22 protein-coding genes are annotated in these 25267 nt (G+C 54.0%); 8 read left to right on the top strand and 14 right to left on the bottom strand.

Translation table 11 applies throughout. The features are described from left to right. Nucleotides 1–30 precede the first annotated feature (30 nt). Entirely contained in the window at nucleotides 31–2187 is a 2157-nt protein-coding gene (locus tag ABYK60_RS06715) for a S46 family peptidase (protein ID WP_372871183.1), read from the top strand. A gap of 135 nt (nucleotides 2188–2322) precedes the next feature. Here the strand turns inward: ABYK60_RS06715 and ABYK60_RS06710 are convergent, their stop codons facing one another. The 6 genes from ABYK60_RS06710 to nfsB form a co-directional block, all read right to left on the bottom strand. Continuing rightward, complete coding sequence (locus tag ABYK60_RS06710; protein ID WP_372871205.1) at nucleotides 2323–3060, bottom strand: pseudouridine synthase; 738 nt, start codon at nucleotides 3058–3060, stop codon at nucleotides 2323–2325. A 317-nt stretch (nucleotides 3061–3377) separates the two neighbouring features. Beyond that, nucleotides 3378–4070 carry a hypothetical protein gene (locus ABYK60_RS06705; RefSeq protein WP_372871182.1) on the bottom strand — a complete coding sequence of 231 codons (693 nt, stop codon included), beginning with the start codon at nucleotides 4068–4070 and terminating at the stop codon, nucleotides 3378–3380. A 33-nt stretch (nucleotides 4071–4103) separates the two neighbouring features. Then, the gene (locus tag ABYK60_RS06700) at nucleotides 4104–5438 is read right to left on the bottom strand and encodes a Na+/H+ antiporter NhaC family protein (protein WP_372871181.1); all 1335 of its coding nucleotides are present in this window, start codon (nucleotides 5436–5438) and stop codon (nucleotides 4104–4106) included. Nucleotides 5439–5767: 329 nt separating this feature from the next. After that, on the bottom strand, nucleotides 5768–6520 hold the full coding sequence (locus ABYK60_RS06695; RefSeq protein WP_372871180.1) for a DsbA family protein: 753 nt from the start codon (nucleotides 6518–6520) through the stop codon (nucleotides 5768–5770). Between the two features lie 231 nt (nucleotides 6521–6751). Next, the gene (locus ABYK60_RS06690) at nucleotides 6752–7402 is read right to left on the bottom strand and encodes a DNA-J related domain-containing protein (RefSeq protein WP_372871178.1); all 651 of its coding nucleotides are present in this window, start codon (nucleotides 7400–7402) and stop codon (nucleotides 6752–6754) included. A 132-nt stretch (nucleotides 7403–7534) separates the two neighbouring features. Continuing rightward, nucleotides 7535–8188, bottom strand: coding sequence for an oxygen-insensitive NAD(P)H nitroreductase (nfsB, locus tag ABYK60_RS06685; RefSeq protein WP_372871177.1), 654 nt, complete (start codon nucleotides 8186–8188; stop codon nucleotides 7535–7537). A 271-nt stretch (nucleotides 8189–8459) separates the two neighbouring features. Between nfsB and ABYK60_RS06680 the strand changes: the two genes are divergently transcribed. Continuing rightward, nucleotides 8460–9266 (top strand): hypothetical protein, encoded by an 807-nt coding sequence (locus ABYK60_RS06680; RefSeq protein WP_372871176.1) that lies wholly within the window; start codon nucleotides 8460–8462, stop codon nucleotides 9264–9266. Nucleotides 9267–9313: 47 nt separating this feature from the next. On the opposite strand, the gene ABYK60_RS06675 is transcribed toward ABYK60_RS06680, so the two are convergent. Further along, entirely contained in the window at nucleotides 9314–9733 is a 420-nt protein-coding gene (locus ABYK60_RS06675) for an HPP family protein (RefSeq protein WP_372871175.1), read from the bottom strand. Between the two features lie 209 nt (nucleotides 9734–9942). Here ABYK60_RS06675 and ABYK60_RS06670 point away from each other — a divergent pair, with 209 nt between their 5' ends. The 3 genes from ABYK60_RS06670 (at nucleotide 9943) to ABYK60_RS06660 (ending at nucleotide 12969) form a co-directional block, all read left to right on the top strand. Next, entirely contained in the window at nucleotides 9943–11712 is a 1770-nt protein-coding gene (locus ABYK60_RS06670) for an alkaline phosphatase (RefSeq protein ID WP_372871174.1), read from the top strand. Nucleotides 11713–11957: 245 nt separating this feature from the next. Next, nucleotides 11958–12524 (top strand): phosphoribosyltransferase, encoded by a 567-nt coding sequence (locus ABYK60_RS06665; protein ID WP_372871173.1) that lies wholly within the window; start codon nucleotides 11958–11960, stop codon nucleotides 12522–12524. Nucleotides 12525–12840: 316 nt separating this feature from the next. After that, nucleotides 12841–12969 (top strand): hypothetical protein, encoded by a 129-nt coding sequence (locus ABYK60_RS06660; RefSeq protein ID WP_372871172.1) that lies wholly within the window; start codon nucleotides 12841–12843, stop codon nucleotides 12967–12969. A 143-nt stretch (nucleotides 12970–13112) separates the two neighbouring features. Here the strand turns inward: ABYK60_RS06660 and pepN are convergent, their stop codons facing one another. From pepN to ABYK60_RS06630, 6 genes are all read right to left on the bottom strand, one after another. Beyond that, the gene (gene pepN, locus ABYK60_RS06655) at nucleotides 13113–15737 is read right to left on the bottom strand and encodes an aminopeptidase N (protein WP_372871171.1); all 2625 of its coding nucleotides are present in this window, start codon (nucleotides 15735–15737) and stop codon (nucleotides 13113–13115) included. 36 nt (nucleotides 15738–15773) lie between these two features. Beyond that, a complete protein-coding gene (locus ABYK60_RS06650) occupies nucleotides 15774–16664 on the bottom strand; it encodes a DMT family transporter (RefSeq protein WP_372871170.1) in 891 nt (296 codons plus the stop codon). Nucleotides 16665–16833: 169 nt separating this feature from the next. Beyond that, a complete protein-coding gene (locus tag ABYK60_RS06645; protein WP_372871169.1) occupies nucleotides 16834–17604 on the bottom strand; it encodes a substrate-binding periplasmic protein in 771 nt (256 codons plus the stop codon). Nucleotides 17605–17703: 99 nt separating this feature from the next. Further along, nucleotides 17704–18252 carry a DUF924 family protein gene (locus ABYK60_RS06640; protein ID WP_372871168.1) on the bottom strand — a complete coding sequence of 183 codons (549 nt, stop codon included), beginning with the start codon at nucleotides 18250–18252 and terminating at the stop codon, nucleotides 17704–17706. Between the two features lie 9 nt (nucleotides 18253–18261). Next, nucleotides 18262–19764 (bottom strand): PH domain-containing protein, encoded by a 1503-nt coding sequence (locus ABYK60_RS06635; RefSeq protein ID WP_372871167.1) that lies wholly within the window; start codon nucleotides 19762–19764, stop codon nucleotides 18262–18264. Further along, nucleotides 19761–20291 carry a PH domain-containing protein gene (locus ABYK60_RS06630; protein ID WP_372871166.1) on the bottom strand — a complete coding sequence of 177 codons (531 nt, stop codon included), beginning with the start codon at nucleotides 20289–20291 and terminating at the stop codon, nucleotides 19761–19763. Before ABYK60_RS06630 ends, ABYK60_RS06635 begins: the two co-directional genes overlap by 4 nt. A 169-nt stretch (nucleotides 20292–20460) precedes the next feature. On the opposite strand from ABYK60_RS06630, the gene ABYK60_RS06625 reads away from it, so the two are divergent. Next, the gene (locus ABYK60_RS06625) at nucleotides 20461–20778 is read left to right on the top strand and encodes a winged helix-turn-helix domain-containing protein (protein WP_372871165.1); all 318 of its coding nucleotides are present in this window, start codon (nucleotides 20461–20463) and stop codon (nucleotides 20776–20778) included. After that, complete coding sequence (locus ABYK60_RS06620) at nucleotides 20778–22232, top strand: NAD(P)/FAD-dependent oxidoreductase (RefSeq protein WP_372871204.1); 1455 nt, start codon at nucleotides 20778–20780, stop codon at nucleotides 22230–22232. Before ABYK60_RS06625 ends, ABYK60_RS06620 begins: the two co-directional genes overlap by 1 nt. 14 nt (nucleotides 22233–22246) lie before the next feature. Here ABYK60_RS06620 and ABYK60_RS06615 read toward each other — a convergent pair whose 3' ends face one another. Beyond that, nucleotides 22247–23239, bottom strand: coding sequence for a hypothetical protein (locus ABYK60_RS06615; RefSeq protein WP_372871164.1), 993 nt, complete (start codon nucleotides 23237–23239; stop codon nucleotides 22247–22249). 155 nt (nucleotides 23240–23394) lie between these two features. Here ABYK60_RS06615 and ABYK60_RS06610 point away from each other — a divergent pair, with 155 nt between their 5' ends. Beyond that, nucleotides 23395–25248: an ABC transporter transmembrane domain-containing protein gene (locus ABYK60_RS06610; RefSeq protein WP_372871163.1), complete on the top strand. Its 1854-nt coding sequence runs from the start codon at nucleotides 23395–23397 to the stop codon at nucleotides 25246–25248. Nucleotides 25249–25267: the final 19 nt, after the last annotated feature.

Here is a 25267-nt window from a genome sequence, read left to right as displayed (position 1 = left end):
GAACGACAACACTCACAACGGAATAAAACAATGAAAAAATGGTTACTGACCGCTGCTATTGCGGCCGCCTTCGGCGCCCAGGCAGACGAAGGTATGTGGCAGCCTCATCAGTTGCCTGCTCTGGCTGAAACTCTGAAAGCCAAGGGCCTGGAAATCGACCCGGAGTCTATTTCCAAACTGACCGAATTCCCCATGAATGCCGTTATCAGCCTGGGCGGCTGTACCGCGTCATTTGTGTCGCCAAAGGGCTTGGTGGTTACCAACCATCACTGCGCCTATGGCTCAATTCAGTACAACTCCACCGCCGAGAAAAACCTGCTGGCGGACGGCTTTCTGGCCAAGAGCTTCGATGAAGAGCTGCCTGCTGCCCCCGGTTCACGGGTTTACGTGACCGAATCAGTGACCAATGTGACCGCCGACATTCAGGCTGGCCTGGAGTCGCTCAAGGGTGACGCCTTTTACAAGGGCGTGGAAGCCAAAGAAAAGGCCATGGTAGCCGAGTGTGAGAAAGAAGACGGTTATCGTTGCAGTGTTTACAGCTTCCATGGTGGCCTTGAGTACTACCTTATCAAAGAGATGGAGATCCGCGACGTACGTCTGGTGCACAACCCTGCTGCCAGCGTGGGCAAGTACGGTGGTGATGTCGATAACTGGATGTGGCCTCGTCACACCGGTGACTACTCCTTCTACCGCGCCTATGTGGGTAAAGATGGCAAGCCAGCCGACTTCTCCAAAGACAACGTGCCTTACGAGCCAAAGAGCTTCCTGAAGGTGTCTGCCAAGGGCTTGAAGGATGGCGATTTTGTGATGGTGACCGGTTATCCTGGCCGTACCAACCGCTACCGTACTGCCTCAGAAGTTGAAAACCAGTTCACCTGGAATTATCCGGCCAGCCGCGAGCTGCGTGAGCGCATTATCGACCTCATCAAAGAAACCGCGCCTGAAGGCAGCGATGCCCGTATCAAATACGAAAGCACGCTTGCAAGCCTCGCCAACTATGCCAAGAACTTCGCCTCTATGATTGAGTTCTACGGCAAGTCCACCATGCTGGAAGACCGCAAAACCCGTGAAGCCGAGCTGGCAGCCTGGATTAAGGCCGATGCCAAGCGTCAGGCCAGGTACGGCGAAACCTTGAGCGAGCTTGAGCGTCTGGTGAGTGAAAGCAACAAGACACAGGAGCTGGATCTGATCCTGGGTTACATGAGCTACTCCACTCCTATGAGCACTGCTGCACGCCTGTATCGTCTGGCCCATGAAAAGCAGCTGCCGGACATGGAGCGTGAACCAGGCTATCAGGACCGTGATATGACCCGCTTCAAGGCAGGCCTTGAGCGTATCGACCGCCGTTACGATGCCGGCGTGGATAAGGTTATTCTGCTTGAAATGCTGACCCGTTATGCAGCGCTGCCAGCGGATAAACGCCGTGCTGACATCGATGCCTACTTTGGCATTGGCAAGAAGTTTGACGAGAAGAAGCTGAAGAAGCAGCTCGACAAGATGTACGCCAAAACCGAAATCGGTAACAAAGACGTACGTATGGCGTGGATGGATAAGTCTGTGGCTGACTTTAAGGCCAGTAAAGACCCATTCATTCAACTGGCTGTTGCCACCTTTGACACCTCTATGGTCCGTGAAAAGAGTGAAAAAGAGCTGGCCGGTGAGCTGATGAAGGTGCGCCCTGCTTACATGGAAGCCATCATTGCCTATAACAACGAACAGGGTAAGCCGGTTTATGCCGATGCCAACTCCAGTCTGCGTGTGACTTACGGTAATGTAAAAGGTTATTCGCCAAAAGATGGCATGTATGCCGTGCCATTCACCCGTCTGGAAGGTATCACCCAGAAAGACACTGGTGTTGACCCATTTGATGCGCCAAAAGCACAGCTGGAACTGATCAAGGCCAAGCAGTACGGTGATTTCTATGTGCAGGACATCGACTCAGTGCCGGTGAACTTCTTGTCTACCGTGGATACCACTGGCGGTAACTCTGGTTCGCCAACCCTGAACGGTCGCGCCGAACTGGTAGGTCTGCTGTTTGATGGTGTGTACGAGAGCATCATCGGTGACTGGAACTACGACGACAATATCAACCGCTCCATCCACGTAGACAGCCGTTACATGCTGTGGGTGATGAAGTACCTCGACAAGGCAGATAACCTGCTGGCCGAGATGGAAATTGTTAAATAACAGTCTGTTTGAAGACTGAAGAAAAACGGGGCCATTCGGCCCCGTTTTTTTATGGTTATATCCGCAGCTGTGGTTGCCTTTGCTGAAGATGGCTTTTAACCCATCAAGCTCAGGGCTGTTTTTAACTCATCAAGCTCAGGGCTGTTTTCTAATCATCAAGCTCAAGGCTGCTTTCAACTCCTCAAGCTCGCCCGCGGTAATGGGCCTTAGTTGCCCCTCAGCGAGAGATCCCAGCATCAGGGTCTGAATCGACTCCCGCAATAAATCGTCTACCCGGTATCCCCGCGCCCGCCACAGGCGGCGGATTTGCCGTTTTTTGCCTTGGGTCAGCCACATACGCAGCTGTGTATTGTCATCAACGTTATTTGATAACAGCTCTATCCGGCAGGGGCGGGTAAGACCGTCACCGTAATCCAGGCCCGCGGCGATGGCGGCAATATCGTCTTTGTGAGGTGTTTTATTCAGGGTTACCAGATAGCCTTTTTCATGGTGAAAATCCGGGTGCATCAGCCGCTGGGTCAGCTCGCCATCATTGGTCAGAAGTAGCAAGCCGCGTGAGTCCTTATCCAGTCTGCCGGCGGGGTAGAGAAGAAGCTGTGGGGGAAAGTGGCTTTGCAGATAATGCAGCAGGCTGCTGGGATCCTGGGGCAGTAAGCGGCAGTCCATGCCTATGGGTTTGTGGAACAGATAGTAATGGCGTGGTACGCCGTGGCTTACAGGATGACCGTCCACGCAAACCTGTTGCCCGGGAAGCACGCTGTCGGTATGGCATGCAATGTGGCCATCAATAGTCACCCGCTGTGCTTCTATCAGCCGTGAAGCTGCCCGCCTGGAACCAATGCCGGCATTGGCGAGAAATTTACTCAGACGAATACTGTTCATATTGGCGGATAAGTCCTCAGTGTGCGCTGAATATGGCTGGCCAGTGTCAGGCACCATTGCATAGCCGGGCACAGCTTAAGTGCCCGTCAGCTGATGAATTTCAGTAACAGGCTGGAGACGCAGGCAGTAGAAACAGGCAGTAGCAATAGATGGCGCCGTTTCATCCGGTGGCCAGGTTCAGTGCGTGGCAAATTGCCAGTCCAAACGGAAGCTTAAACCGCTCAGAAGGCATAAAAAAGCGGTATAGGGTCGGCTCTGTTTTAATCTGCACAACATGCAAGCGGCACTGGGTATCTTTGCCGCCAGTATTACAGGGATGGGCGGCGTTCCTCTATGGCCTGATGGATGAGTGAACGTGCAACCAAGGCCAGTCCTATCCCCGCCAACATGGTAGCCGATGTGTGGATCCACATGGTAAACGCGACCGGGCAAAACTCGGAAAGTGGGCCGCAGGGCGCATAGTCCAGCGTGTCCGGATTAATTTGTGCAAGCAGGGCAATACTGGCAATTAAGCCTATGATGGCGATGAGGCACAGTGGCCAGCTGCAAAGCTCCCGGTTGCTTCTGCGGGTGAAAATCAGCAGAACAAACATTGCCAGGCTGGATGTGACAAAAAATAATGCCGCCAGTCGATGGGATTCAGGATCATTTATGGGGTAAATGCCAAGCAGCATTATGCCAAGGCCAGTACAGCCGCCAATAATGGCAATGTAGCGGCTGAAGTTATTGTACCTGATGCCAAAAAGACCAAACATGGCAATCAAAAAGCTGGCACCGGCAAATAAAAGGCAAATGTTATACACATAAGCCAGCGGCGAACTCAGGTAATCACCGAGTTTATCAATCCGCAAATTGAGCACATCCAAACCGATGTTGCCAAAGACAGCGAAAAACGACACGGCAGCGCCGAATGCGCAGATCAATACCCCACCGATAGACATGTGAAATACCAGTCGATGGGGATCAAACTGACCGAAATCGTTTTTGTCTTTATTGGTCATTTGGGTTCCGGCGGCAAGGGTTGCCCTGCCATTTTAATGGGTGCGTTTTCTGAACACCACAATCAGCACGGCGACCAGCGCCAGGATCATACAGTACCACGCATAGGATACTGCTTCCAAAGGTGTAATGGCAAAGGTGGCTCCCAATAAAAGTGCCTGGGCACCATAGGGAATAAGCCCTTGCACGATACAGGAAAAGATATCCAGAATACTTGCTGCCCGCTTGGAGGTAACTCCGTGCTTTTGTGCCAGATCCCGGGCGATATCGCCACTGACCACGATAGATACAGTATTGTTGGCAACACAGGAATTGGTCAGAGACACTATACCGGCCATGCCAAGTTCAGCGGCGCGGCAGGAAGCTTCGCCTTTAGCGCTGGAAAAACGGCTGATGAGTTTCTCGATGAGATTATTCACAAAAGCCAGCCCTCCCTGCTGTTGCATCAGCGCGGCAAGACCTCCCACCAACATCGACAGAATAAAGATCTCCTGCATATTGGTAAAACCAGCGTAGATATCTTTACTGAAGTTCACCAGGCTGTAATCCACAGTGGCAAGCCCGACGCCACCGGCCAATACTATGCCCAGCGTCAACACCACAAAGACGTTCAAACCTGCTACTGCCAAAAACAAAATACACAGGTAAGGCAGTACTTTAATCAATTCCACCGATTGAGGTGCTACGTTGGCTTCGCCTTCTCCGGCCAGGGTAAAGGCGACCAGGGTAATCAGCGAGGCCGGTATGGCGAAAATCAGATTCTCACGAAACTTGTCCTTCATGTCGCAGCCCTGGGTGCGGGTGGCGGCAATGGTGGTATCGGAAATAATCGACAGATTATCGCCAAACAGGGCGCCGGAAATAATGGCCCCCGCCATCAGTGGCAAGCCAATATCCGCCTGTTCGGCCACCCCCAGAGCTATGGGCGCAACCGCAGCTATGGTACCCATGGACGTGCCCATGGCAGTGGCAATAAAGGCTGCAATGACGAAAAAGCCCGGCAACAGCAAATCGGATGGGATAAGTGACAGGCCCAGCGCCACAGTGGCATCTACGCCGCCGGTGGCCTTGGCTACTGAAGCAAAGGCACCTGCCAGCAAATAAATCAGGCACATGGCGATGATATTGCTATGGCCGATGCCGCCGATAAAGGTATCGATTGCCTGGTTCAGCTTTTGTTTGGACAGCAGCAACGCCAGCACTATGGCGGGCAGGATGGCGACCACGCTGGGCAGCTGGTAAAAGGCAAAGTCCACCCCTTGTTGGGTGAAGTAGACACCGGCGCCAATAAACAGGGCGAGGAATACAAACAGGGGTAGCAAGGCCACAAACGATGCAGGCTGCCGGCCAGAGGTGTTTGACTGATTCAAGGTTATCTCTCTTCATCGGGGGCGAAAAAGCGATATTCTTCCTGCATCATCGCGATTTCGCTGAAAATTTGTGTCGTTACGGCTTCATCTCCCGACAACTTAGGCGAAAGAATATGAGATAGCCAGCCATCTGTCAATTTAGACGTCTAGATGGTTTTACTTCCGTTTTGGAATTGTGATGCCAACGTTATAACAGATTGCCGGTTGGTGACTGAGGGTAGCGCTGAACATCGGGCAGGGCTGCATTGGCAAGACTGTCATACAGAATGCCGCTGGGAAAAAATAAGCCCCGCAGTGCGGGGCTTGAAAGAGCGATGGCGGGATAAGGGTTATACCAGGCGGCGACGTCCCATGGCCATCAGTGCCAGCAGGCCGATGAAGGCCCAGCCGAGGCTGCCACCTTTGTCTTCTTGCTGTGGCGTGTCTTTTTCAGTGGCGAGATAGTTAATCAGCTCTGACAATTCTTCCAGAGTACGGATCTCTTGCAGGTTGACCTTGTACTTATCGTTTACGATGAAGCTGGGTACGCTCTGAACCTGAAACTCCTGCTGCTGTTGGCGCCACAATGCCAGTTTGGCATCGGTATCTGCACTGTAGGCCAGCTTGTCATAGGCGGCGGCATCAATGCCGTGCTTGGCAAATACGGCCTTGATGTCGGCACTGGTTTGAATGGCCGGTTCGTGGTTGTGGCCGTGGGCGCTGTGATCGTGATGTCCCTGACCGCCATCGGCACCCTGAATGGCACCAAACATGGCGTGTACCAGCTCAGCGCTATTGTCCGACGCCTGAATGACCGCCAGCGAACGCATCACTTCGGTGCCTATCTCGCTGTTCATAAAATCAACGTGCTTGGTGTCGAAGCTGATGCCATCTTTCAGCCCCTGCTTGATGGCAGGCAGGTACATGACTTCCATATTGAAGCAGTTGTGGCAGTAGAAAGAGAAGAATTCAGTCAGCTTTGGGGTTTTGCTGGGAGCCTTGTCGGTGAGCTGCACAAAGTGCTTTCCTTCAACAAAGTCGGTGGCCAGAGTGCAAAAAGGCAGGGCAGTAAGGGTAGCGGCCAGGGTAAGACGTTTCAGCATAATGACTCCGGGTTTCAGGCGTTTGTTTTTGGCGAATAACAGACAAAATAGATCCATTAGGGATCTGGCCTGCCATATTCAATGGAAACAGTGTGAAAGGAAAGGCTTAATTATCTCTGAATCCGGGGCAAAACACCCGCTACAGACTGTGATCTGCATGGGAGTTTAAAGAATTAGCCCGGGTAAAGGGCTGTGGGGCGAGCAGATTTGGCGATGGCGAGTGCAAAGTTGTCAGTCGGTTTCCCTGCCTCGAAGTGCTTGCCAGGCTTCGCATACTTCACGGAAGCGGGCTGCGTCACCGCCCTGGCGATCCGGATGCCATTTCAGCGCCTGTTTGCGCCATTGGCGGCGGATTTCCCTGTCACTGGCGCTGACGTCCAGCTCCAGCACCCGCAGCGCCTGGGTGAGGTGCATCACCCGACCATTGATGCCGATATAACTCTTGTAGCTGGTCCAGAACGATTCCAGCATGTCACGTACCACGTTGCTGCTGGTGTCATAGTTTGCCCAGTCCAGATAGTAGCTTTTCAGCCCTGCTTCCTGATGTTGGATAAGGTCGATGTCGGTGGGTAAAATCCGCAAAATACGGATATCCATGGCCTGAGTCTGCACCCATTGACCCGGCAGCAGCATGTCCTGTAATTCAAACAGGGCATTCATCAACAAAAAATTGCGTTTAAACAGGTCTTTTTCCGGTATGGGATCGAGATTATGCATCAGACCCCGGGACTGCAGCTCAGACGCCAGATGATGTACTTTCCAACTTTGAACAGACTTTTGCAGCAGGCTCAGCAGGGGCCAAATCAGGGGGTTGTCACCTTTAAGGGCTGAGACATCGGTCGCTTTATTATCGATTTTAGGAACCAGTGGTGGCAGCAGCATAGGCGCAATTCATCCGGAAATGTGACTGCAGTCACTATGCCACAGGGCGAGGGGATGACAAATGCGATTTAATTATGAACAAGCCCGTTGCCCCGGCAAGGCAGGAATATGCCGGGGTCGTACAGGACAGGATTACAGCAGTGTGAATAATTGCTCCTGGCTCAGGCGTGACTTGGGCAAGGCGGCGTTAAAGTCGTCAGCTGAGCGGTAGCCCATAGCTACAACCACAGAGGCGCACAGACCTTTTTCACGCAGCCCCAATTCCTGATTAAGCACTGTTGCATCAAAGCCTTCGATAGGGCAGGCATCTATCTCAAGCGCAGCAGCGCCAAGCAGCAGGGTGCCGAGTGCCAGATACACCTGCTTTTCCATCCACTGTTGGGCATCCTTCAGCTCGAATCGGTGCATGTTGACAAAGAATGAGCGGCCTTTGTGTTGATTTTGCATCGCCTGTTCATCGGCAAAGCGGCCGTCTGCCTGCTCTTGCTCCAACACGTTTAACAGGTGGGCGTCATCCATCTGCGCCTTGGTACACAGGACAAATACATGGGATGCATTGAGAATTTTCGCAGTATTAAAGGCGAATTGGCTGGAAGCCCGGGCAATGGTCGCCTTGCCGGTTTCGCTGGCTGCAAGCACAAAGTGCCAGGGCTGTGAATTGGTGGATGAGGGAGAAAACTGCAGCAGTGTTTTCAGTGACTCTATATGTTCATCGCTGATTTTTCTTTCTGGATCAAATGCTTTACATGTGTGTCTTTGCTTGATTAACTGGCTGGGTAGATGCATGTTGTGCTCCGGATTTTACCTCTGTGGCAGGCATTCTACCCAGTGGCTTCATAGCTTCAATGGGGTATGTTCAGCTTTTGAATCAAATATTTTTTGAAAATAAATCCTTTGCTGTCGCCTCGCAAGCAATGGCCACAAATGCCGGATACTCAGGTGTACGGCTTGCAAGCAGACCCTGGCTGGGTTCAAACTGCCATCAGCCTCATCCGGCGCTGTCAGCCGATTGGCTGTGTGAGGGGTTATTTGTATTAATTATGGGCTGGAGGAGTAAATGAAACGTCTATTTGTCGGGTTGGCGGCACTCTGTGCCGGTCAGGCTGTAGCCGGGGAGCTGGATTGGAAACTGGCTTTTGGTATTCACGACTTTCAGGTGGAAAGCTCTGACACCTTTGGTGCCCACGCCGCCATTAACCTGGATTACCTGACCGACGGCGGCATATTGCTGCATGCGAATCTGGATACTTATCTGGACAGGGATAAAGACAAGCTGGACCCTGACCATATTCCCATCTGGTTTCAGTCTTCCTACTCCGCCCGTGGCAACTGGCTCGCATTGGCAGAAAATCTGAATCTGGACTGGCAGCTTGACCTGCGCGGTAAGCGCAACACGGTCAGCTCAGTGGAAAAGCAAATTAAGTTCTATCCCTCACTGCTGCTCGATTATGTCCGTCCGGCATTTGGCGCCACAGCCACAGTGGGTATGGGCTACTACTACCTTGAAATTGACGATGATGTGCCAAAAGAACGCGGTTATATACGGGGAGAGTTTGGCAACGATGCCACTGCCTGGATGACGGAGCTGAGCGGATATCTGATGCTTGCACCCGGTTGGAAGCTCAGTGGCGGTGTTGAGTATTGGGCCGATGGCAGTGAAAGGCTTGAAACCGGATACCGCGCAGCGCTGGAAGTTAACACGCCCGGACTGTACCGTGACTCGGTGCTGACGTTATCCATGGAGCAAAGCCGCTACAATCTCGACCATTACGATAAGTGGCCCAAAGACCACGAAGACTACCTGCCGATCCTGCCCTGGGACACAGACACCCTTTACCGTTTGTATCTCACAGTGCCCTGGTAACAGGTTATGGCCTTGCTTGGCAACACCGGCTCTGATTGCCGGTGTCGCTATTTCTGGAGCAGGCGTTTACACAGCTTCACAAAATCTGATGACGTCACAATGCCGATAACCTTGTGATCGCTGCCAAGTACCGGCAGGCAGCCAAGTTTGTTCTCGATAAAAAAGTCCACCACCACGCTGAGGGGCTCATCGTCGCTGATGGTGTCGCTGCCTGCGTCCATCAGTTCGGCAACCGAAGTCATACGCTCCTTCCTGTCCAGTCCACCCTGACCGTATTTGTTCAGCACAGTGACCAGGGTCGAGACCATCTTTTTATGGGTGAGAATACCTTTGTATTGGCCATCGGTTTCACCAATCACCGGCAGGTGTCGTACGCCGCGGTGTTGCATCAGCAGGTGGGCATCTTTGAGGGTGGCGGCATCGCTGATACAAACCGGCGCCGCTGTCATGATGTCTTTGACTTGCATAATCTTCTCCCGGATGAATGCCCGGGAGTGGATCCCCGGCGGAACTGACGCACAAAGAAGTATAGCATCCTGTATAAATGGTTGTTTTTCAATACAGATACTCAATGGGCTTAGCAATTGCGTCACGCTTGTGTAATATTATTGTTGCAAACTAAGACTCATTAGACCTCATACCACTTTAACTGCTTACAAACAAAGGAATAATAATAATGAAACGGTCTTATACACGTCGTGACTTTCTGGCCATGTCGGCCAAAGGGGTGGGAGCTGCCGTGCTCTCCTATGGTCTCATGGGCTGCTCCGGCAGTGATGATGACGCTCCTGCCATTGCGGTTAACTTCCATCATGGTATTGCCAGTGGCGATCCGGCCCATAATGCGGTGATCATCTGGACCCGGGTGACTCCCGACAGTGATGGCGATATCCGAGTGTCCTGGCAGGTTGCCAAAGATGCTGACTTTAAAGAGTTGGTCACCGATGGCAGCACAGTCACCAATAAAGACAGGGATTACACAGTCAAGGTTGATGCCATGGGGCTTGCGGCCGGCAGCAGCTATTTTTATCGCTTCAAGAGCGGCGGCAAAACCTCTGCCGTGGGTAAAACCCGCACCCTGCCAGAGGGCGCGGTCTCTCAGGTAAAACTGGCCGTGATGAGCTGTGCCAACTTCCCGGCTGGCTACTTCAACGTGTACGAACTGGCGGCCGCCCAGGGCGACCTGGATGCCGTGGTACATCTGGGCGACTATATCTACGAATACCCCCGTGGCGGCTATGCCAGTGAAAATGCCGCTGCCCTTGACCGCGAAGTGCTGCCAGCCCATGAGCTATTGAGCCTTGGCGACTATCGTACCCGCTACGCCCAGTACAAGGGTGATGCCAGTTTGCAGAAACTGCACGCGGCAGTACCTTTTATCACCGTTTGGGACGACCACGAAGTCTGTAACGATGCCTGGCGCGACGGCGCTGAAAACCACAATGAAGGCGAAGGTGACTTTGGCGAGCGCAAGGAGGCCGCGCTGCAGGCTTACTTTGAATGGCTGCCAATCCGCCCATGGCGCGAAGGCAACCATGAAGAAATTTATCGCAGCTTTGCCTTTGGCGATCTGGTGGATCTGCATATGCTGGACACCCGACTGGTGGGGCGTGATGAACAGCTACAGTTTGAAACCTACCTTGACAGTGCCACCGGTGCCTTTGATGGTACCAGTTTCATGGCCGACGTAACCGATACCAACAGAACCATGCTCGGCGCGCTGCAGCTTTTGTGGTTACAGGGCAAACTGCTGACCAACAATGCCCGCTGGCAGGTGCTGGGACAGCAGGTGTTAATGGGCAAAATGATGTTGCCTGCGGCCATTGCCACCCAGCAGTTGTCAATTCCTCAGTTTGCCGAACTGGCGGCGCTGGCGCAGCTGGCGGCCCGCGCTCAGGCAGGTGACCCAACCCTGACTCAGGAACAACTGATGTATCTGGCAGCCAATCAGCACAAGCTGACCTCTGATGTGATTGCCCTGCTCAAGCTGCCGTCTATTCCCTACAATCTGGACGCCTGGGACGGTTACGCCTACGAGCGTGAAGTCATTTTGGGTACCGCCAAGTCGAAAAACGCCAATCTGGTGGTAATAGCCGGTGATACTCACAACGCCTGGGCCAACGAGCTGCGCGATGTCAATGGCGATCTGGTTGGGGTGGAGTTTGCTACCAGTTCAGTGTCCTCTCCGGGACTTGAGTACTACCTGCAACTGCCGCCAGAGCAAATCCCCGCCACCGAGGCGGCTGTGGTTGGACTGGTCAATGACCTTAAATACGCCAACCTTAAAGACAGAGGCTTTATGGTGCTCACTTTCACCGAAGAAGAAGTGCGCAGTGACTGGCACTATGTATCGACCATTGTCGATAAAGACTTTGTACAAGCGACTGAGCGTGGCTACAGCGCCCGGACTTTGGCCGGCAGCCATGTTATTGAGGCGGTAGTCTAAGGACTTACCAGCGCCGGCAGCGGCGCCATGCCTCAGGGAAAATTGAAAAATCCACCAGCCGGTGGATTTTTTTATTCGAAGTGGAGGATTTTCCCAGCCTTGTTATGCTTGCAGCAGTCAAGCAGCAAAAATTTGTGTAAAATGCGCGCCCAAATCATGCAGTAAGGCAGGTTTGGGCCCTGTCTGCGCATCATTACCGGTAAGCCCGGTTAAAAACACAATAACGATGATGGGGACAAAACAATATGTCAGATAAACACTACATTACCGCCCAGCAGTTGCTGGAAGACTCGTTCCGACTCGCGGCTCAGGTTTACGAGAGTGGCTTTCGCCCGCAGTTTATCGTGGGGATCTGGCGTGGCGGTGCCCCTATCGGCATTGCAGTGCAGGAATACTTTGATTTTAAAAAGGTAGACACTGACCATATCGCCGTTCGTACTTCCTCTTACTACGGCATTGGTACTGACAAGCAAAGCAAGGAAATCAAGGTTCACGGCCTGCATTACATCATCGAGAACTGCAATGCCGACGATAGCCTGCTGATTGTGGATGATGTATTTGACTCAGGCCGCAGTATTCACGCGCTGAAAGAAAAGCTGTCGCAGCTGATGCGCCTTAATATGCCCCGCGATATCCGTATTGCCTGCCCCTACTACAAGCCAAAAAACACCGCAGTACCATTAAAGCCGGACTACTACATACATTCATCTGAAGACTGGCTGGTGTTCCCCCACGAAGTATCAGGCCTGACGCCGGACGAAATCGCCAGTGGCAAAAGCGATCTGAAAAATATCGCCGGGCTGTTTATCTAAGCTTTGATGTCAATCCCGCCAGCTTTGTCTGTTGGCAATGAAAAGCCGTGCCGCTGTTAATGCAACAGGCGCGGCTTTTTTGTAAATGAAGACTTAGCTTCCATGTGGGGTGGTTCTGGCGGTAGCCAATTGTGGGTCATTGTAAACGGAAAGAAATATGAGTTTCTTGCCAATCAGTGGCAGGTGGTGGACTTCAGTGGACAGAAGGTGCTCTTGCTCGCCGTACACTCCTCAGAGTGCGGCGACACGATTGGACCTTGCTACCGGGCATTGGTCTGGGGTGTGAGGGATTTCGAACCACATCCAGACGCGGTGAGTGATCTGGTTACTCTGGCTCAGCCAACGGGCGGAGCTTGGCAAACTCAATCACAAAGAAATTGCCGCCCAGGCCAGTGTTGCCTCGATGAATATCCGCTGGCCATTGCTTGTCGCTGACAGCTGCTGATTCCGTGCAGTATTTGTTGTGCTTGTTGCTGATAAAAAAAGCCCCGTTCCCGGGGCTTTTTTGTGGTAGCCGCTGAGCGGCTGATGCCTGGCTGTTTGTGCCAGGCTATTTGCAACAGGCTGTGTGCTAACGGCTGGGGCAGCTCAGGGCAAGCGGGTAACTACATTTACGCAGCGCTGCTGCAATTGGCGTGCTTCCAAAAGGGCGCGTTCCATACCGCTTGAGAGCTTGGGCTTGGCAGCCAAATAGTTGCTGATGGCGTCTACTCCGGCGGCAGTGCAGCTCGATGGGATAAGGGCTGCTGCCGAGCGGGCAAAAACAGGGCCTTTTGCATCCAATTCGCTGAGCATGGCAAAGCGCGTATCGCTGCTGGCTTGTGCCAGCAGTTGTTGCTCCGGCGGATACAGGTAATCCATGGCGATTCTGAGCTTGGGAAAGGGCTCGCTGCCAGCGGCAATCTTACTCAGCCACTGGCGCTTGATGCTGCCATCGGGGCGTTGTACCTTGGCGCGTATGGCCGCCTTCTGGCCTGCATCGCTGTTGTCCCGGGCAAGTTCTTCACGGATCCGGCGCTCAGCCCCCAGGGCATCAAGGCGGTTTAAGCGGGCGATCATATCCCAGCGCCTGTCCTGATCTATCTTCAGCCCCTGAATACGGCTGGCACCATCGAGCAGTTCTTCCAAATGGCCGATGGCTTCTCCCCCGTATGCAAGGGATATGTAGGCATCGAACCAGTTGCCTTGCAGTTCACTGTCGCCGCGGCTTTCCATGGCGCGACGCAGGCTCATTTGTGACAAAGCCAATAACGCTTTTCGGGTAAATTTATCCGATGTTGGCGGGGCGCTGTGCAGGTATGCGGCGCTGCGTCTGAGCTTGTCAATAATCTGATTGCTCAGTTGCAGATCCTGTTCTTTGGGGGCGTTCACCAGCGCGGTGGTGATGAAGTCCTGCAATGGCAGTTTGCCGTCTTCTACGCTGTCCCACAGGCTTTGCCACAGCATGGCACGCAGCAGCGGGTCTTCTGTCTGTGCCAGGTAGGTTCGCACTGTGTCGAATGAGCGGGAGTCAAGGTTCACTTTCAGGTAACCCCAGTCCTGATAGTTGGGGTATACCAATTTAGGGCAGAGTCTGCCTATCAGTGCCGGCACCTCGGTTTTTGCCCCCTTGAAGGTGACTTCAACCACCCGATCGCGATGCAGGCCGTGGCGGTCGGCATCAAACAGGGCCACTTGCACCTTTTGTTCGCGCAGTACCGGATACTGCTCGGGGGCACTTTGGTGCAGGCTGAATCGGCTTATCTGGCCACCTTCACAATCGAATTCGGCCTGTATATGGTTTACGCCGGGCTGATACAGCCAGTCCTGAGTCCATTGGCTTAAGTCCTTGCCAGCGGCTTTGGCCAGGCTTTGGATGAAGTCATCCAGAGTGGCGTTGCGGTAGCTGAATTCATTCAAATAGGCCGATACGCCACGGCGGAAGGTTTCCTGCCCCAGCAAAATGCTCAGCTGACGCAGGCTGGCGGCGCCTTTTTGATAGGTGATGGCATCGATATTATCGAAGGCGTTGCCTGAGCTGGGTACTGGTACTTCAATTGGGTGGGTGGTGACCAGGCTGTCCTGAGTGTAGGCACGCTGTTTACCACCGGCGTAAAAGCTTTGCCATGCATGGGCGAATTCGGGAATTTTTTCCAGCGCCATGGTACCCATCAGCGAGGCAAAGCTTTCGTTGAGCCACAGGCCATTCCACCATTTCATGGTGACCAGATCGCCAAACCATTGGTGAGCCATTTCATGCATGATAACGCCAGCAAGAGATTGTTTTTGCTTGAGACTCATCTCACCACTGCTGACAAAGCCGGATTCAGAGAAGGTGATGGCAGCGGCATTTTCCATGGCGCCGTACAGGAAGTCCGGTACCAGCAGCTGATCGTACTTTTCAAAGGGATACGCAATACCGAAGTAGCCTTCAAAGTAATCAAGCCCAAGGGCGGTGTAGCGGAACCAGTCTTCCGGGTTTACCTTGTCGGCAATGGACTGGCGGGCAAACAGGCGCATGGGGTATTTGGCGCGGCTGTCCTGCCACATTGTGTAAGGGCCAGCGTGCAACGAGAAGTTGTAGGGGCTCAGCTTTGGTGTGGCCGGGAAGTCCCATACCTTGAAGGCACCCTCATCGCTGATGGTGCTTTCGCGCATGCTGGTGATCACCTGCCAGTCGGCGGGGGCTTTCACCTTTACTTTGTAACTTGCCTTAAGATCCGGTTGGTCAAATACGGCAAACATTTGCTGGGCGGCGGCAGGCTCAAAGTGGGAATACAGATATACCTTGCCATCAACCGGGTCTTCGAAGCGGTGCAAGCCTTCGCCATTGGTGCTGTGGGGGCGGGTAAAGCTGACTTCAATACGGTTCTGGCCACTGACGAGCAGCCTGGAGTTAAGCATGAGGTAGCTGCCATTGTAGTTGGGGTAGACCTTGGCGCCATTAATCAAAAGGCCGGTAATCTGCGCCTTATTCAAGTCCAGTGTCAGAGGCGACAGGGTGTCGGTCAAATCGAAGGTCACAGTGCTGGTGGCGCTGAACTCAGTGGCACCGGTCAGCGCGAAATCCAACTCGTAACTGATGTTGCTGATCCTGGCCGAACGGGCGGCAGCCTGTTCGGCGCTGATATAGGGTGTTGCGTCCCGGCTACCGGAATGGTGGCCGGTTGTTGCGGCGCAGGAGGCCAGGGTGAGCGCTGCTGCGGCCACCCAGACTTGGCTTGATAACTTCACGAATGCTTCCTTCAAATGCCAGTATTTTTTTGCCGCTTAACTTACCCCATGGTGGCCTGCTTTGCCAGCGTGGTTGCTGTGTGGTTTTCTGGTCAATTGTGCCTGAGCAATACCGCTGAGCAGAATAAGGCCACATCCGGCCCATTTGAGCGCTGACATGGGTTCGTTGAACAGCCAAAAGCCTGCCAGCACCACAACCAGCGGTTCAAGATATGCGAGAGTGCCAAATACCTTGGCGGGCAGAGCCGTGATGGCCTTTACCGCAAAGAGTATTGCCAGAAATCCGGGGAACAGGGCGGCCATTGCAAGCCAGAGCCAGTCGTTGCCCTTGGGTAATGGCAGCTGCCAAATCAGCGGTATGCAGCAAAGGGCTCCCACAGAGAGCTGCACCCAGGTTTTGGCAAAGGGATCGGCGCTGGCCGGTACCTGCTTGTTTATTAAAATAAAGGCGCTGTATGCACCAAGGCAGGCGAGGGCGTAGCCCAGGCCCACGGCCTCGGCTCCACGGGTATCGAATGAAAATTCCTGCAACATGGCAAAACCGAAAAAGGCCAGCAGCACCAGCGCGAGGGATGCCTTGGTCAGTCGCTCGTCAAATAAAAAGTGCGCACCAATAGCGGCCACAGCCGGGGCCAGATACACCAGCATAATAGCCAGTGACATGGGAATGGTTTCTATGGCCTTTAAGAAGCACAGAATAAAACCCGCCAGCAGCATACCACCCAGTACTGTGCCCCAGTGGGGACGGGTTAATAATCGTTTTCCCTGACCTTTAAATTGCAAAAACAGCATTAATATCAAGGCACCAAGCGCCAGACGATAAAAGGTTAAGGTGGCGGCGTCGAGGTCGCCGAGGCGGGCAATAATACCTATGGTGCCCATTAAAATGGCTGAGCAGGCGGCCATCAGATAGAAGCTTGATTTCATGAAGGGGCAGTTTGTTGTTTTTATGGGCTGCCAATGTATAGCCTTGCCGTGTTGTCAGCAAGCCTGCCTTAGGGCTTCGCAGCATTATCCTTGCCCCCACATGAGCAAATTTACTTAGATGGGGGCGTGTCAGCTGCGGCGGCAGAAGTGCGTGTCCATGGGGGCTGATTCAGTACTCAGTCGGCAATTCCATCATATCCCGGTATTTCAGCTGCAGTGCATGCAGGGTGCCATCATCGGTGATTTCCTTGAGCCCGGCATTGAAGTCATCACGGATCTGTTCGGAGCGGAATGCAAAACGGTAGTCAGTTGGGGGAAAAATACAGTGTTCTTTTACCTGTGCCAGCGCAGCTTTAAAGCCGTCATCTACTTCCTGCTTGCGGTAATAACCAAAAATGCTGCGTTCCAGAATAATGGCATCGACGCGACCTTTAAACAACAGGAAGAGTTGCTGTTTTTGGGTGGCAACCTCATTGTAACTTGGCTGCTGGGCGACAATGGTGCCAAATTCGGTGCCCAGCAGTTTAGAGGCCTTCTGAAAGGCCACCACACTTTTGCCTTTTAAATCGGCCAGTGAGGTTATCGATAAATCCCTTGAGGCAAGTGTGAATACGCAATTATGAAACCGAATGACCTCATCCGAGTAGTAGACGCCATCCAGCATATGGGGCTGCGTATTGATAATGCCATCGAGCTGGCCTTCTTTCAGTTCGCGAAAGGTACGCGCCAGAGGCAGGTAGTGCACCACTGTCATGTGGCCACGTCTGGCCAGAGCGTGCTTTAAAATTTCGAGCTCCAGCCCGCTGTTATTTTGCTGAATGACATAGGGTGGGATCGCGAAACTCACGCCCATGTTGATACTGTCAGCGCTGGCCGACATGGATATGCCCCCCGCCAGTAACGCAAACAGGGGAAGTGGAAGGCGATGTTTGTTACTCATATTGGCCTTGGTCATCCTTTGAACCATGCAGCTGATAGTATTGTTGTTGCTGCACTTAAGATTGAGTCTAGCTGAAAACGGCTGGTTTTACCCTTAGGGCTAAAATGAAGAGCCGGGCTGTTGTAAAAATGCCAGTTCATCTTCACTCGATACCCTGCCCAAAATTGCGTTTCGGTGGGGATAGCGGCCAAAACGGTCGATAATGGCCTTGTGGCGAATTTCAAACTCGAGATTGCCACGGGCAGCGTCGCTGTCAAAAAGCTGCATGGCGACATCGTGGATCAGCGCTGACTCGCTGTGCATATAGGGCATGTACAAAAAGGGCACCATCTGTGGTGGTACAGCTTTGTCAGCGCCAAGGGCAACCGCCTCCTGTGCCAGCACCAGTGCCATGGCATCGGCCTCAAAGGCGGCTGGAGTGTCGCGGTGAATATTGCGGGAAAACTGGTCCAGTACTATCACTTCAGCCAAACGGCCCAAAGGCTCGCTGCGCCACTGGAACAGCTCGCCTTTTTTGGCACAATTGAGCCAGTCACCAAAGCGCTGCCTGATTAGCTGGTCGAAGGTTTCGTCTTTTTGCCACCATTGTTTGGGGCTGATCTCGTTAAACCAAAAGTCGATAACGCTTCGCCAGTGATAGGTGGACATGAATGCTCCTTAAATCCAGTTGTGATTATCTGGTCTAACACGGTCGAGGGCGGCTTTGGCCATGGCTTTGGCCTCAGTAATGGGGATCCAGGGCAGGCTAAGCTCGCCACTGGCCAGCCCAATTTTAAGGGTAGCGTAGCCTGCCTTCCGTTGTCCGGATGATTGCATAATGGCCAGATGCTGCACTTTACTCAGGGCAATCCGTTTAATGCTTTGGCCAAGAAGACCGCTTCGGTGCCAGATGACGTCTTCGCCCATGCGGTAGCCCCAGTGGCGGAATCTGAGCCACATCCCCAGCGCAGTGAGTGTTGCGCCAGTCAGGGCAATTTCTATCACCAGCCAATTATTGGAAAAGACTATCACCAAGGTCGCTGCCAGTGCGGGCAGCAGCAAACGGCGGCTGAGCCAGCCACTGTTTATCGGCAGAAACTCTGCCGCGGCAGGGGGCTTTTCACTGTTGCCGGGCAAGGTGGACAGTTCATTGAGCAGTGCCCCTAATTCTTCACGGGTCAGGGCTGGCACCAGCAGCGGCAGTTTGACATGTTGCTCTACCTCATGCCCCTGCACCTGGCGGAAAAACAGGGTCCAGCGCCTCAGCAGCCGGGCAATGGGCGGTTGGTTGAACTCCAGCAGTTGCACCCGGCGCATGGCGAGGGCATCCTGCTGGTGGGCAATAATGCCGCCGCTGCGCTCCAGCGTTGGTTCTGTTTGAGGGCCCATGTGCAATCGATATGGGTGATACTTCAAAAAGGCGAACGTGACCGACAGCAGGGAAAACAACAGGTAAGCCAATGCCCCAAGTGCCAGCATCAGCAGGGTTGCCGCCAAGGTGCCCTGAGACTTGAATTGATGCACCGCCTCAAGCCCGAGGGACTCGATAAATTGCTCCACCGGCAGTTGGCCCATCAGCGAACCGGCCAGCACCATGAGCCAGACCAGATTGTTGTGGTACAAACCGAAAATCAGCAGTTCTCTGGGGGAGCGTTTGATAAGCAGTTGATCGCTTACGTTGGCCGTTCCGGCGTTGGCATCGGCTTGCCCGTTTGATTGGTTGTGGTTAATGCGGCCGAGCAAGCGGACTTTGAGCTGTTGTGCGCCGTCGAGCGGCATAGCGGCAATGCTGACTTCATCATTTTTGGAGCCTGCGGTCTCCACCACCAGGGTACACAGGTTTAACGGCTTGAAGTAAAAGGGCTGATCCAGCCTGATATTCTGAATTTTATCGAAGGGAAGTTCATCTTTACGCACAAACCACAGCCCACGGCGCACTTCGAGCTTGTCTTCACCGGGTCGAAACCGGTAGGTGATAAATTGGATAAGCGCGTAACTGATAATGCCAAGCAGTACCGCCAGCGCCACCCCAATCACCAGCGGCGAATCAAAGCCCTTCTTCCAGCCGGTAAACACAATGGGGATAAGTGCATAGCCTTGAGTCAGAACACCTTTTGCTGTGCCCAGCGTAAAGCTGACCACAGACCAGGGCGACAGTCGCTGCCAGGGATTATTGCTCATGCGTCACGCACTCCCGCCTTGGCCAGAATATGGCCGCGAAGGTGCTCGGCTCTGTTCATGGTCAGGCCGCGAATTTCAATTTCGGCCCGGCCACTGCCGGCGCTGTAGCATTTGAGCGATGCCAAATCGTAGCGGCGCTCCACCGGCCCCTGGGATAGGGTCACATGCTGAATACGGCTGTAGGGCAGGGCGGTACGGGTCTGCCACCAAATGCCTTCCTGACTGATAACCTCCAGCGCCGAGACGCCGTGGCTGAGGCTCAATGCCCAGCGATGGCACAGCCACAGCACCAGGGCACACAGACCGACGCCAATTCCATTGACAATGAGAAGCGGCATTACACCTGCGTGGGTGAAGATGAGAAACAGGCTGATAGCGGTAAGCACCACTAAAAAGGCGATGGCTGTGCTGACCAGCAGCATGGTCGGATAGCGTCTATCCACGGGCACAAGCTCAGGTATATCGAAGGGACTCCAGTCCTGCTGTTGCAACAGAAATGCCTGTAAATTGGCATCTTGCTCTTGCATTTGTTTCATCCTTGCCATTTTTTCCGGGGTGTTTGGCAATATAACAGTGAAAACTCATATAAATCCAGCGGATTGGCCAAAGAGTATGTTGCAGAATGTGAGAGGTGAAGACGCTTGGTAACTGGTGAAAATTCGCGTAATTTGAGGGAAATACGTGCAGGAGTCAGCCATGGTAAAAGACATCGACAGCGAGCCTCAAGTGAGTAAGCAGCATAAAGCCTTTCTGCGCAAACTGTATCTGGCGCACCTGATGGATGATGCGCGCCACAACCTGTTGTCGCTGGGCAAACTCACAGGTATGCCCAGGCGCACGCTGCAGGATGCTATCGCCAGCTTTTCTGACATCGGCATTGAGGTGGAGTTTGTCCAGGATGGCGAGCGCCACAACGCGGGTTTCTATCGCATCCGCACCTGGGGGCCCATCAGCAGTGCCTGGATGGACACCCATGTGGATGAAGTCAAAGCCATACTTGGAGTCGAGCCGTGATGGTGAGCGGCGGTCTGGGTGAGAGTCTGTGGGCCGATACCCTCGGCGAAGCCACGGTGCCAAGGCCAGCCCTTGAAGGCGATATCGAAGCCGATGTCTGTATTCTCGGTGCCGGTTATTCCGGGCTGTGGACCGCCTATTTTCTGAAACGCTTTAATCCAAGCCTGAATATAGTGGTGCTGGAGGCAGCCATGGCCGGTGAGGGCGCTTCCGGTCGCAATGGCGGCTGGTTTATGGGCAGCTTTGGCGGTGATATTGACTATCTGGCGCTGCTGGATGGCGAGCGGTGTGACCGCGCCAGGCAACTTATCACCGGCACAGTGGCAAAGGGTGAGAATCTGCTGGCCAGCCTTGGTATCGACTGCGATTTTCACCACGGCGGTAATTTGCATGTGGCAGCGCGCTACCCACAGCAGCTTAAGCGCTTAAAGGCCGAGCTTGAGCACTTTCGTGCGGCGGGTTTTGATGAGTCCGATATCCGCTGGCTTGGCGCTGATGAGGCAAAACAGGCACTGAATTTACCCGCTACTGAGGCGGCAATTTTCACTCCCCACTGCGCCAGAGTGCAGCCACTTAAGTTGGTTCGGGGGCTTGCCCGGGTGGTTGAAACCCTGGGCGTGAAGCTCTATGAGCAGAGCGCCGTTACACAGGTTCAGCCGCAGCAGCTGGGGCAAAAGGCGCTGACCGCCAGAGGCAGCGTCACGGCCAATATTCTGGTTTCGGCGCTTGAAGGTTATCAGCGCATTCTGGGACTTGATGGCAACACCAGTTTGCCGATATTCAGTATGCTCTGTGCAACCGAGCCACTTGGCGAGGCGCAGTGGCAGAACATTGGCCTTGACGGCAGACAGACCTTTGCCGATGCCTCGCGGCTTATTACCTATGGTCAGCGCAGCCATGATGGCCGTCTGGTGTTTGGTGCCCGGGGTGGCTATGGCTTTGGCGGCCTGGTTAAAACCCGTTTTGGTTTTCGGCCAAGGCGCCTTGGTGAGCCGCCCATGGGAGATATGTTTGACCTTCGAAGTGAGCTGCTAAGCGCTTTTTTCCCCGCGCTCAAAGGGGTTGAACTGACCCACGGCTGGGGCGGCTGCCTTGCGTTGTCGCGCCGATTCAGGCCCCATGCAATTTTTGACAACACCACAGGCCTTGCCTTTATCGGCGGCTATGGCGGCGAAGGCGTAGGCGCCAGCATGCTGTTTGGCGAAACCCTGGCGAGCCTGATTGTGAAACCCGACAGTGAACTTGCCAGCATGCCCTGGGCCTATCAGGGCAAGGTCACGGAAATCCTAAGGCGCTGGGAGTCTGAGCCTTTTCCCTGGCTTGGATACAGTGTCAGCGGCGCCTTGTTTCGCGCCGAAGAAAAACTGCTGGTTCGCCGCCCGCAGAGTAAACTCACGGCGGGGGTATCCAAACTCGCCGATGCCCTCGAAGCCTTTATGAACCGGAGCGATTGAGCGCTGCCGATTGCTTACTCGCCGGACTGCTTAAGCCAGATCCCAAGCGCCAGTACGGTGGCGTCCACTGCCGCCTTTTGACGACCGGCAACAAAGCCCTGATAGTCCGGAGTGCATCTTTGGTTTTCAATGGAGAAATCACCCATTTTATCCATAGGTTTTAATTGCTGGTTGTAACCGGAAAAGTACTTGTGGCCTATATCCTGTTGCCAAAAAATCCCCCAGCGCTGGTTGCAGCCTGCCATGGGCACAGCCAGTGCCGCCAGAGTTTGTCTGGCGGTGGCATCCCTCAGTTGGTTTAAGCTATCGCCGAGTGTGAGATCTGAGGTCAGGCGAACGGGATCAGGGCAGTGTATGCCGGTGATCGGTGACACCGGCCAGTTGTCTATTGGGTCGCTGATGCTGAACAGGCCGCGAAAACTCAAGCCGAGGTAACTCACCAGCGGCGCAAACTCCCGTTTCCAGGCAATGATTTTCGGGCCGTGATACACAGGCACGGTATGGGCCGGCACTGTCACATCCTGGATCAGATGGATTAACGCACCGAGATAATAGCCTTGCTGGCTGCTGTCGGCCTCAGTAAGCCCTGTTACGCCCGCCTGCCACAGCCTTGCCATCGACATATCCGTTTTGCCCGACAGCCGCTGGGCGTCCGAGGTCTTATCCGGATGATAAAAATGCCAGTTATGGATCCGAACCTTCATCGGGTAAAGCGCCTTGGCCGGGTTGCTGTCCATCAGTGTGGCGGGCAGTTTACCCGCGCCCATGTCCATGGCCAGGTTACCGGCCATTACCTGCTGTTTAAGCTCGGTGTCCAGCGGAATATTGCACCGTTCGAGCACCTCAAAGGCGGACTGCGTCAGGGGACGGTGGCCTTCGCTGGGCTCATAGGCCAGGGCGGCGGGGCTGATGATGAACAGTAGCAGCAGTCCGGCCAATAAGCGGCGGCCGGACTGTCCGGCGTGTTTCATCTGCGGCATGGCTAATCGGTGGGGAATGCGGGTCACAACGACTTCCGTTTCTGTGCGTTTTGCTGACTTTAGCAAATGCGTGTAAGGCAGGCCAAGGCCAGATGCGCAGCTTCTCTTTGGCGTTAGTGTTTGCATGTGTGCTGACGAATCCTGCTGCTGCGCCCGGCAACGGCGCTGGGACAGGATTGCTTATGGTTGTTTTTTATCCCCATCGCCCACATATTGGGTTTCAAGCCCTTCTTCAATTCTTTCTGGAGCCAATAGTGCCGGATGCCAGTGCCAGTTCAGTGCAAACTTCAGCCATCTCCCAAGGCAGTGTCATAGGTTGGATTGCGGGCTTTTTACGTCCTTACAAAATCAGGGTCTTTATGGCGCTTATTTGCCTGCTGATAGGCTCGTTGGCCTGGCTGGCGCTGGGGCAGGCGGTAAAGCTGATTGTGGATGAAGGCTTTGTGGCCGGAAACGCAGACAGGCTCAATCATTTGGTATGGGTGTTGATTGGTATTGCGGCCATCAGCTCCAGTGCCGTGTTTTGTCGCTTTTATTTGATGAGCTGGCTTGGCGAGCGGGTGAGTAACGATATTCGTGCCAAGGTGTACGATAACCTGCTGACTCTGCCACCTGCCTTTTATGCCAAGCTTCGCACCGGTGAGGTGATTTCCCGTTTTACCGCTGATTCGACCTTGCTGCAAACCGTGATTGGCTCCAGCTTTTCCATGGCGCTGCGCTCTTTTGTGTCTGTGCTAGGCGGCATTGCCATGATGGCCATTACCAGCCTTAAGCTCACGGCGCTGGTGCTGGTGGCCGTGCCTGCTGTATTGGTGCCTATTCTGATTTTTGGCCGTAAGGTGCGCTCACTTTCCCGCGACAGCCAGGACAGGGTGGCGGATCTTGGTGCCTATATCGATGAGAGCCTGCACGAAATCCATACGGTGCAGTCCTACACCCACGAGCAGGTGGACAGAGATAAGTTCGGCGGTCTGCTTGGCAAGGTGCTTGGCAGCGCCGGACGCCGTATTCAGTTCCGGGCGCTGCTCATTGCCGGAGTGATGTTTTTAACCATAGCGGCCATTGCCCTGATGATTTGGGTCGGCGCAAGGGATGTAATGAGCGGCGCCATCAGTGCCGGTGAATTGTCGGCCTTTTTGTTTTATGCCCTCTTGGTGGCCGGTGCCACAGCGACTATCAGCGAAGTGATTGGCGATGTGCAGCGCGCCAGTGGCGCCGCCGAACGCTTGAAAGAACTCAGTGAAGCTGTGAGTGACATTCCTACGCCCTCAAGCCCGGTAGCCTTGCCCGAAACGCTGGACGGTGATATTCGCATTGAGAATCTTTGTTTCAGTTATCCCGGCAGTGAAACCAGAGCGCTGGACCATGTTTCTGTACATATTCGCCCCGGCGAGAAGGTCGCGCTGGTGGGGGAAAGCGGTGCCGGTAAGAGTACCCTGTTTCAGCTGCTTGGTCGCTTCTATGCCCCGGACAGCGGCGCGATTTACCTCGATAACACCGACATTGCCCTGACTGATTTGCAGTCGCTGCGCTGTGCTTTTGCGTTGGTGCCTCAGGAGTCGGTGATTTTCGCCGATTCTGTGTTGGAGAATGTGCGCTACGGCAAGGTGGATGCCACTCTGGATGAGGTCAAAGCTGCGTGCATTGCCGCCCGTGCCCACGAGTTTATCGAAGCTATGCCGGAGGGATATGACACTTATCTTGGAGAGCGTGGTGTTAAGCTTTCCGGTGGCCAGAAGCAGCGCATTGCCATTGCGCGTGCCATTCTGGCAAGCCGCCCGGTGCTGCTGCTCGATGAGGCCACCAGTGCGCTCGATGCAGTGAGCGAGCGCTATGTCAAAGAAGCGCTCGACACTCTTATCCGCGGCCGCACCAGTCTGATTATTGCCCACCGTCTGGCGACGGTTATCAATGCTGACCGTATTCTGGTAATGGATAAGGGCAAAATCATCGCCCAAGGCAGCCATACCCAGCTGCTGGAAACCAGCCCGCAATATCGGGAGTTTGCCAGCCTTCAGCTGCTGTCAGAGAGCTGAAATGAGTCATATTAAGCCG

This window comes from Shewanella sp. (assembly GCF_041630135.1).
Classification (GTDB): domain Bacteria; phylum Pseudomonadota; class Gammaproteobacteria; order Enterobacterales; family Shewanellaceae; genus Shewanella.
Note: the sequence above shows the minus strand (reverse complement) of the source record. Positions and strands in the feature narration are given on the sequence as shown.

What these genes read in the sequence shown, in the direction of transcription:
- ABYK60_RS06715 (WP_372871183.1), top strand. Translation starts at nt 31, where the DNA reads ATGAAAAAATGGTTACTGACCGCTGCTATTGCGGCCGCCTTCGGCGCC.
- ABYK60_RS06705 (WP_372871182.1), bottom strand. Translation starts at nt 4,070, where the DNA reads ATGACCAATAAAGACAAAAACGATTTCGGTCAGTTTGATCCCCATCGA.
- ABYK60_RS06695 (WP_372871180.1), bottom strand. Translation starts at nt 6,520, where the DNA reads ATGCTGAAACGTCTTACCCTGGCCGCTACCCTTACTGCCCTGCCTTTT.
- ABYK60_RS06690 (WP_372871178.1), bottom strand. Translation starts at nt 7,402, where the DNA reads ATGCTGCTGCCACCACTGGTTCCTAAAATCGATAATAAAGCGACCGAT.
- nfsB (WP_372871177.1), bottom strand. Translation starts at nt 8,188, where the DNA reads ATGCATCTACCCAGCCAGTTAATCAAGCAAAGACACACATGTAAAGCA.
- ABYK60_RS06680 (WP_372871176.1), top strand. Translation starts at nt 8,460, where the DNA reads ATGAAACGTCTATTTGTCGGGTTGGCGGCACTCTGTGCCGGTCAGGCT.
- ABYK60_RS06675 (WP_372871175.1), bottom strand. Translation starts at nt 9,733, where the DNA reads ATGCAAGTCAAAGACATCATGACAGCGGCGCCGGTTTGTATCAGCGAT.
- ABYK60_RS06670 (WP_372871174.1), top strand. Translation starts at nt 9,943, where the DNA reads ATGAAACGGTCTTATACACGTCGTGACTTTCTGGCCATGTCGGCCAAA.
- ABYK60_RS06665 (WP_372871173.1), top strand. Translation starts at nt 11,958, where the DNA reads ATGTCAGATAAACACTACATTACCGCCCAGCAGTTGCTGGAAGACTCG.
- ABYK60_RS06650 (WP_372871170.1), bottom strand. Translation starts at nt 16,664, where the DNA reads ATGAAATCAAGCTTCTATCTGATGGCCGCCTGCTCAGCCATTTTAATG.
- ABYK60_RS06645 (WP_372871169.1), bottom strand. Translation starts at nt 17,604, where the DNA reads ATGAGTAACAAACATCGCCTTCCACTTCCCCTGTTTGCGTTACTGGCG.
- ABYK60_RS06640 (WP_372871168.1), bottom strand. Translation starts at nt 18,252, where the DNA reads ATGTCCACCTATCACTGGCGAAGCGTTATCGACTTTTGGTTTAACGAG.
- ABYK60_RS06635 (WP_372871167.1), bottom strand. Translation starts at nt 19,764, where the DNA reads ATGAGCAATAATCCCTGGCAGCGACTGTCGCCCTGGTCTGTGGTCAGC.
- ABYK60_RS06630 (WP_372871166.1), bottom strand. Translation starts at nt 20,291, where the DNA reads ATGCAAGAGCAAGATGCCAATTTACAGGCATTTCTGTTGCAACAGCAG.
- ABYK60_RS06625 (WP_372871165.1), top strand. Translation starts at nt 20,461, where the DNA reads ATGGTAAAAGACATCGACAGCGAGCCTCAAGTGAGTAAGCAGCATAAA.
- ABYK60_RS06620 (WP_372871204.1), top strand. Translation starts at nt 20,778, where the DNA reads ATGGTGAGCGGCGGTCTGGGTGAGAGTCTGTGGGCCGATACCCTCGGC.
- ABYK60_RS06610 (WP_372871163.1), top strand. Translation starts at nt 23,395, where the DNA reads ATGGTTGTTTTTTATCCCCATCGCCCACATATTGGGTTTCAAGCCCTT.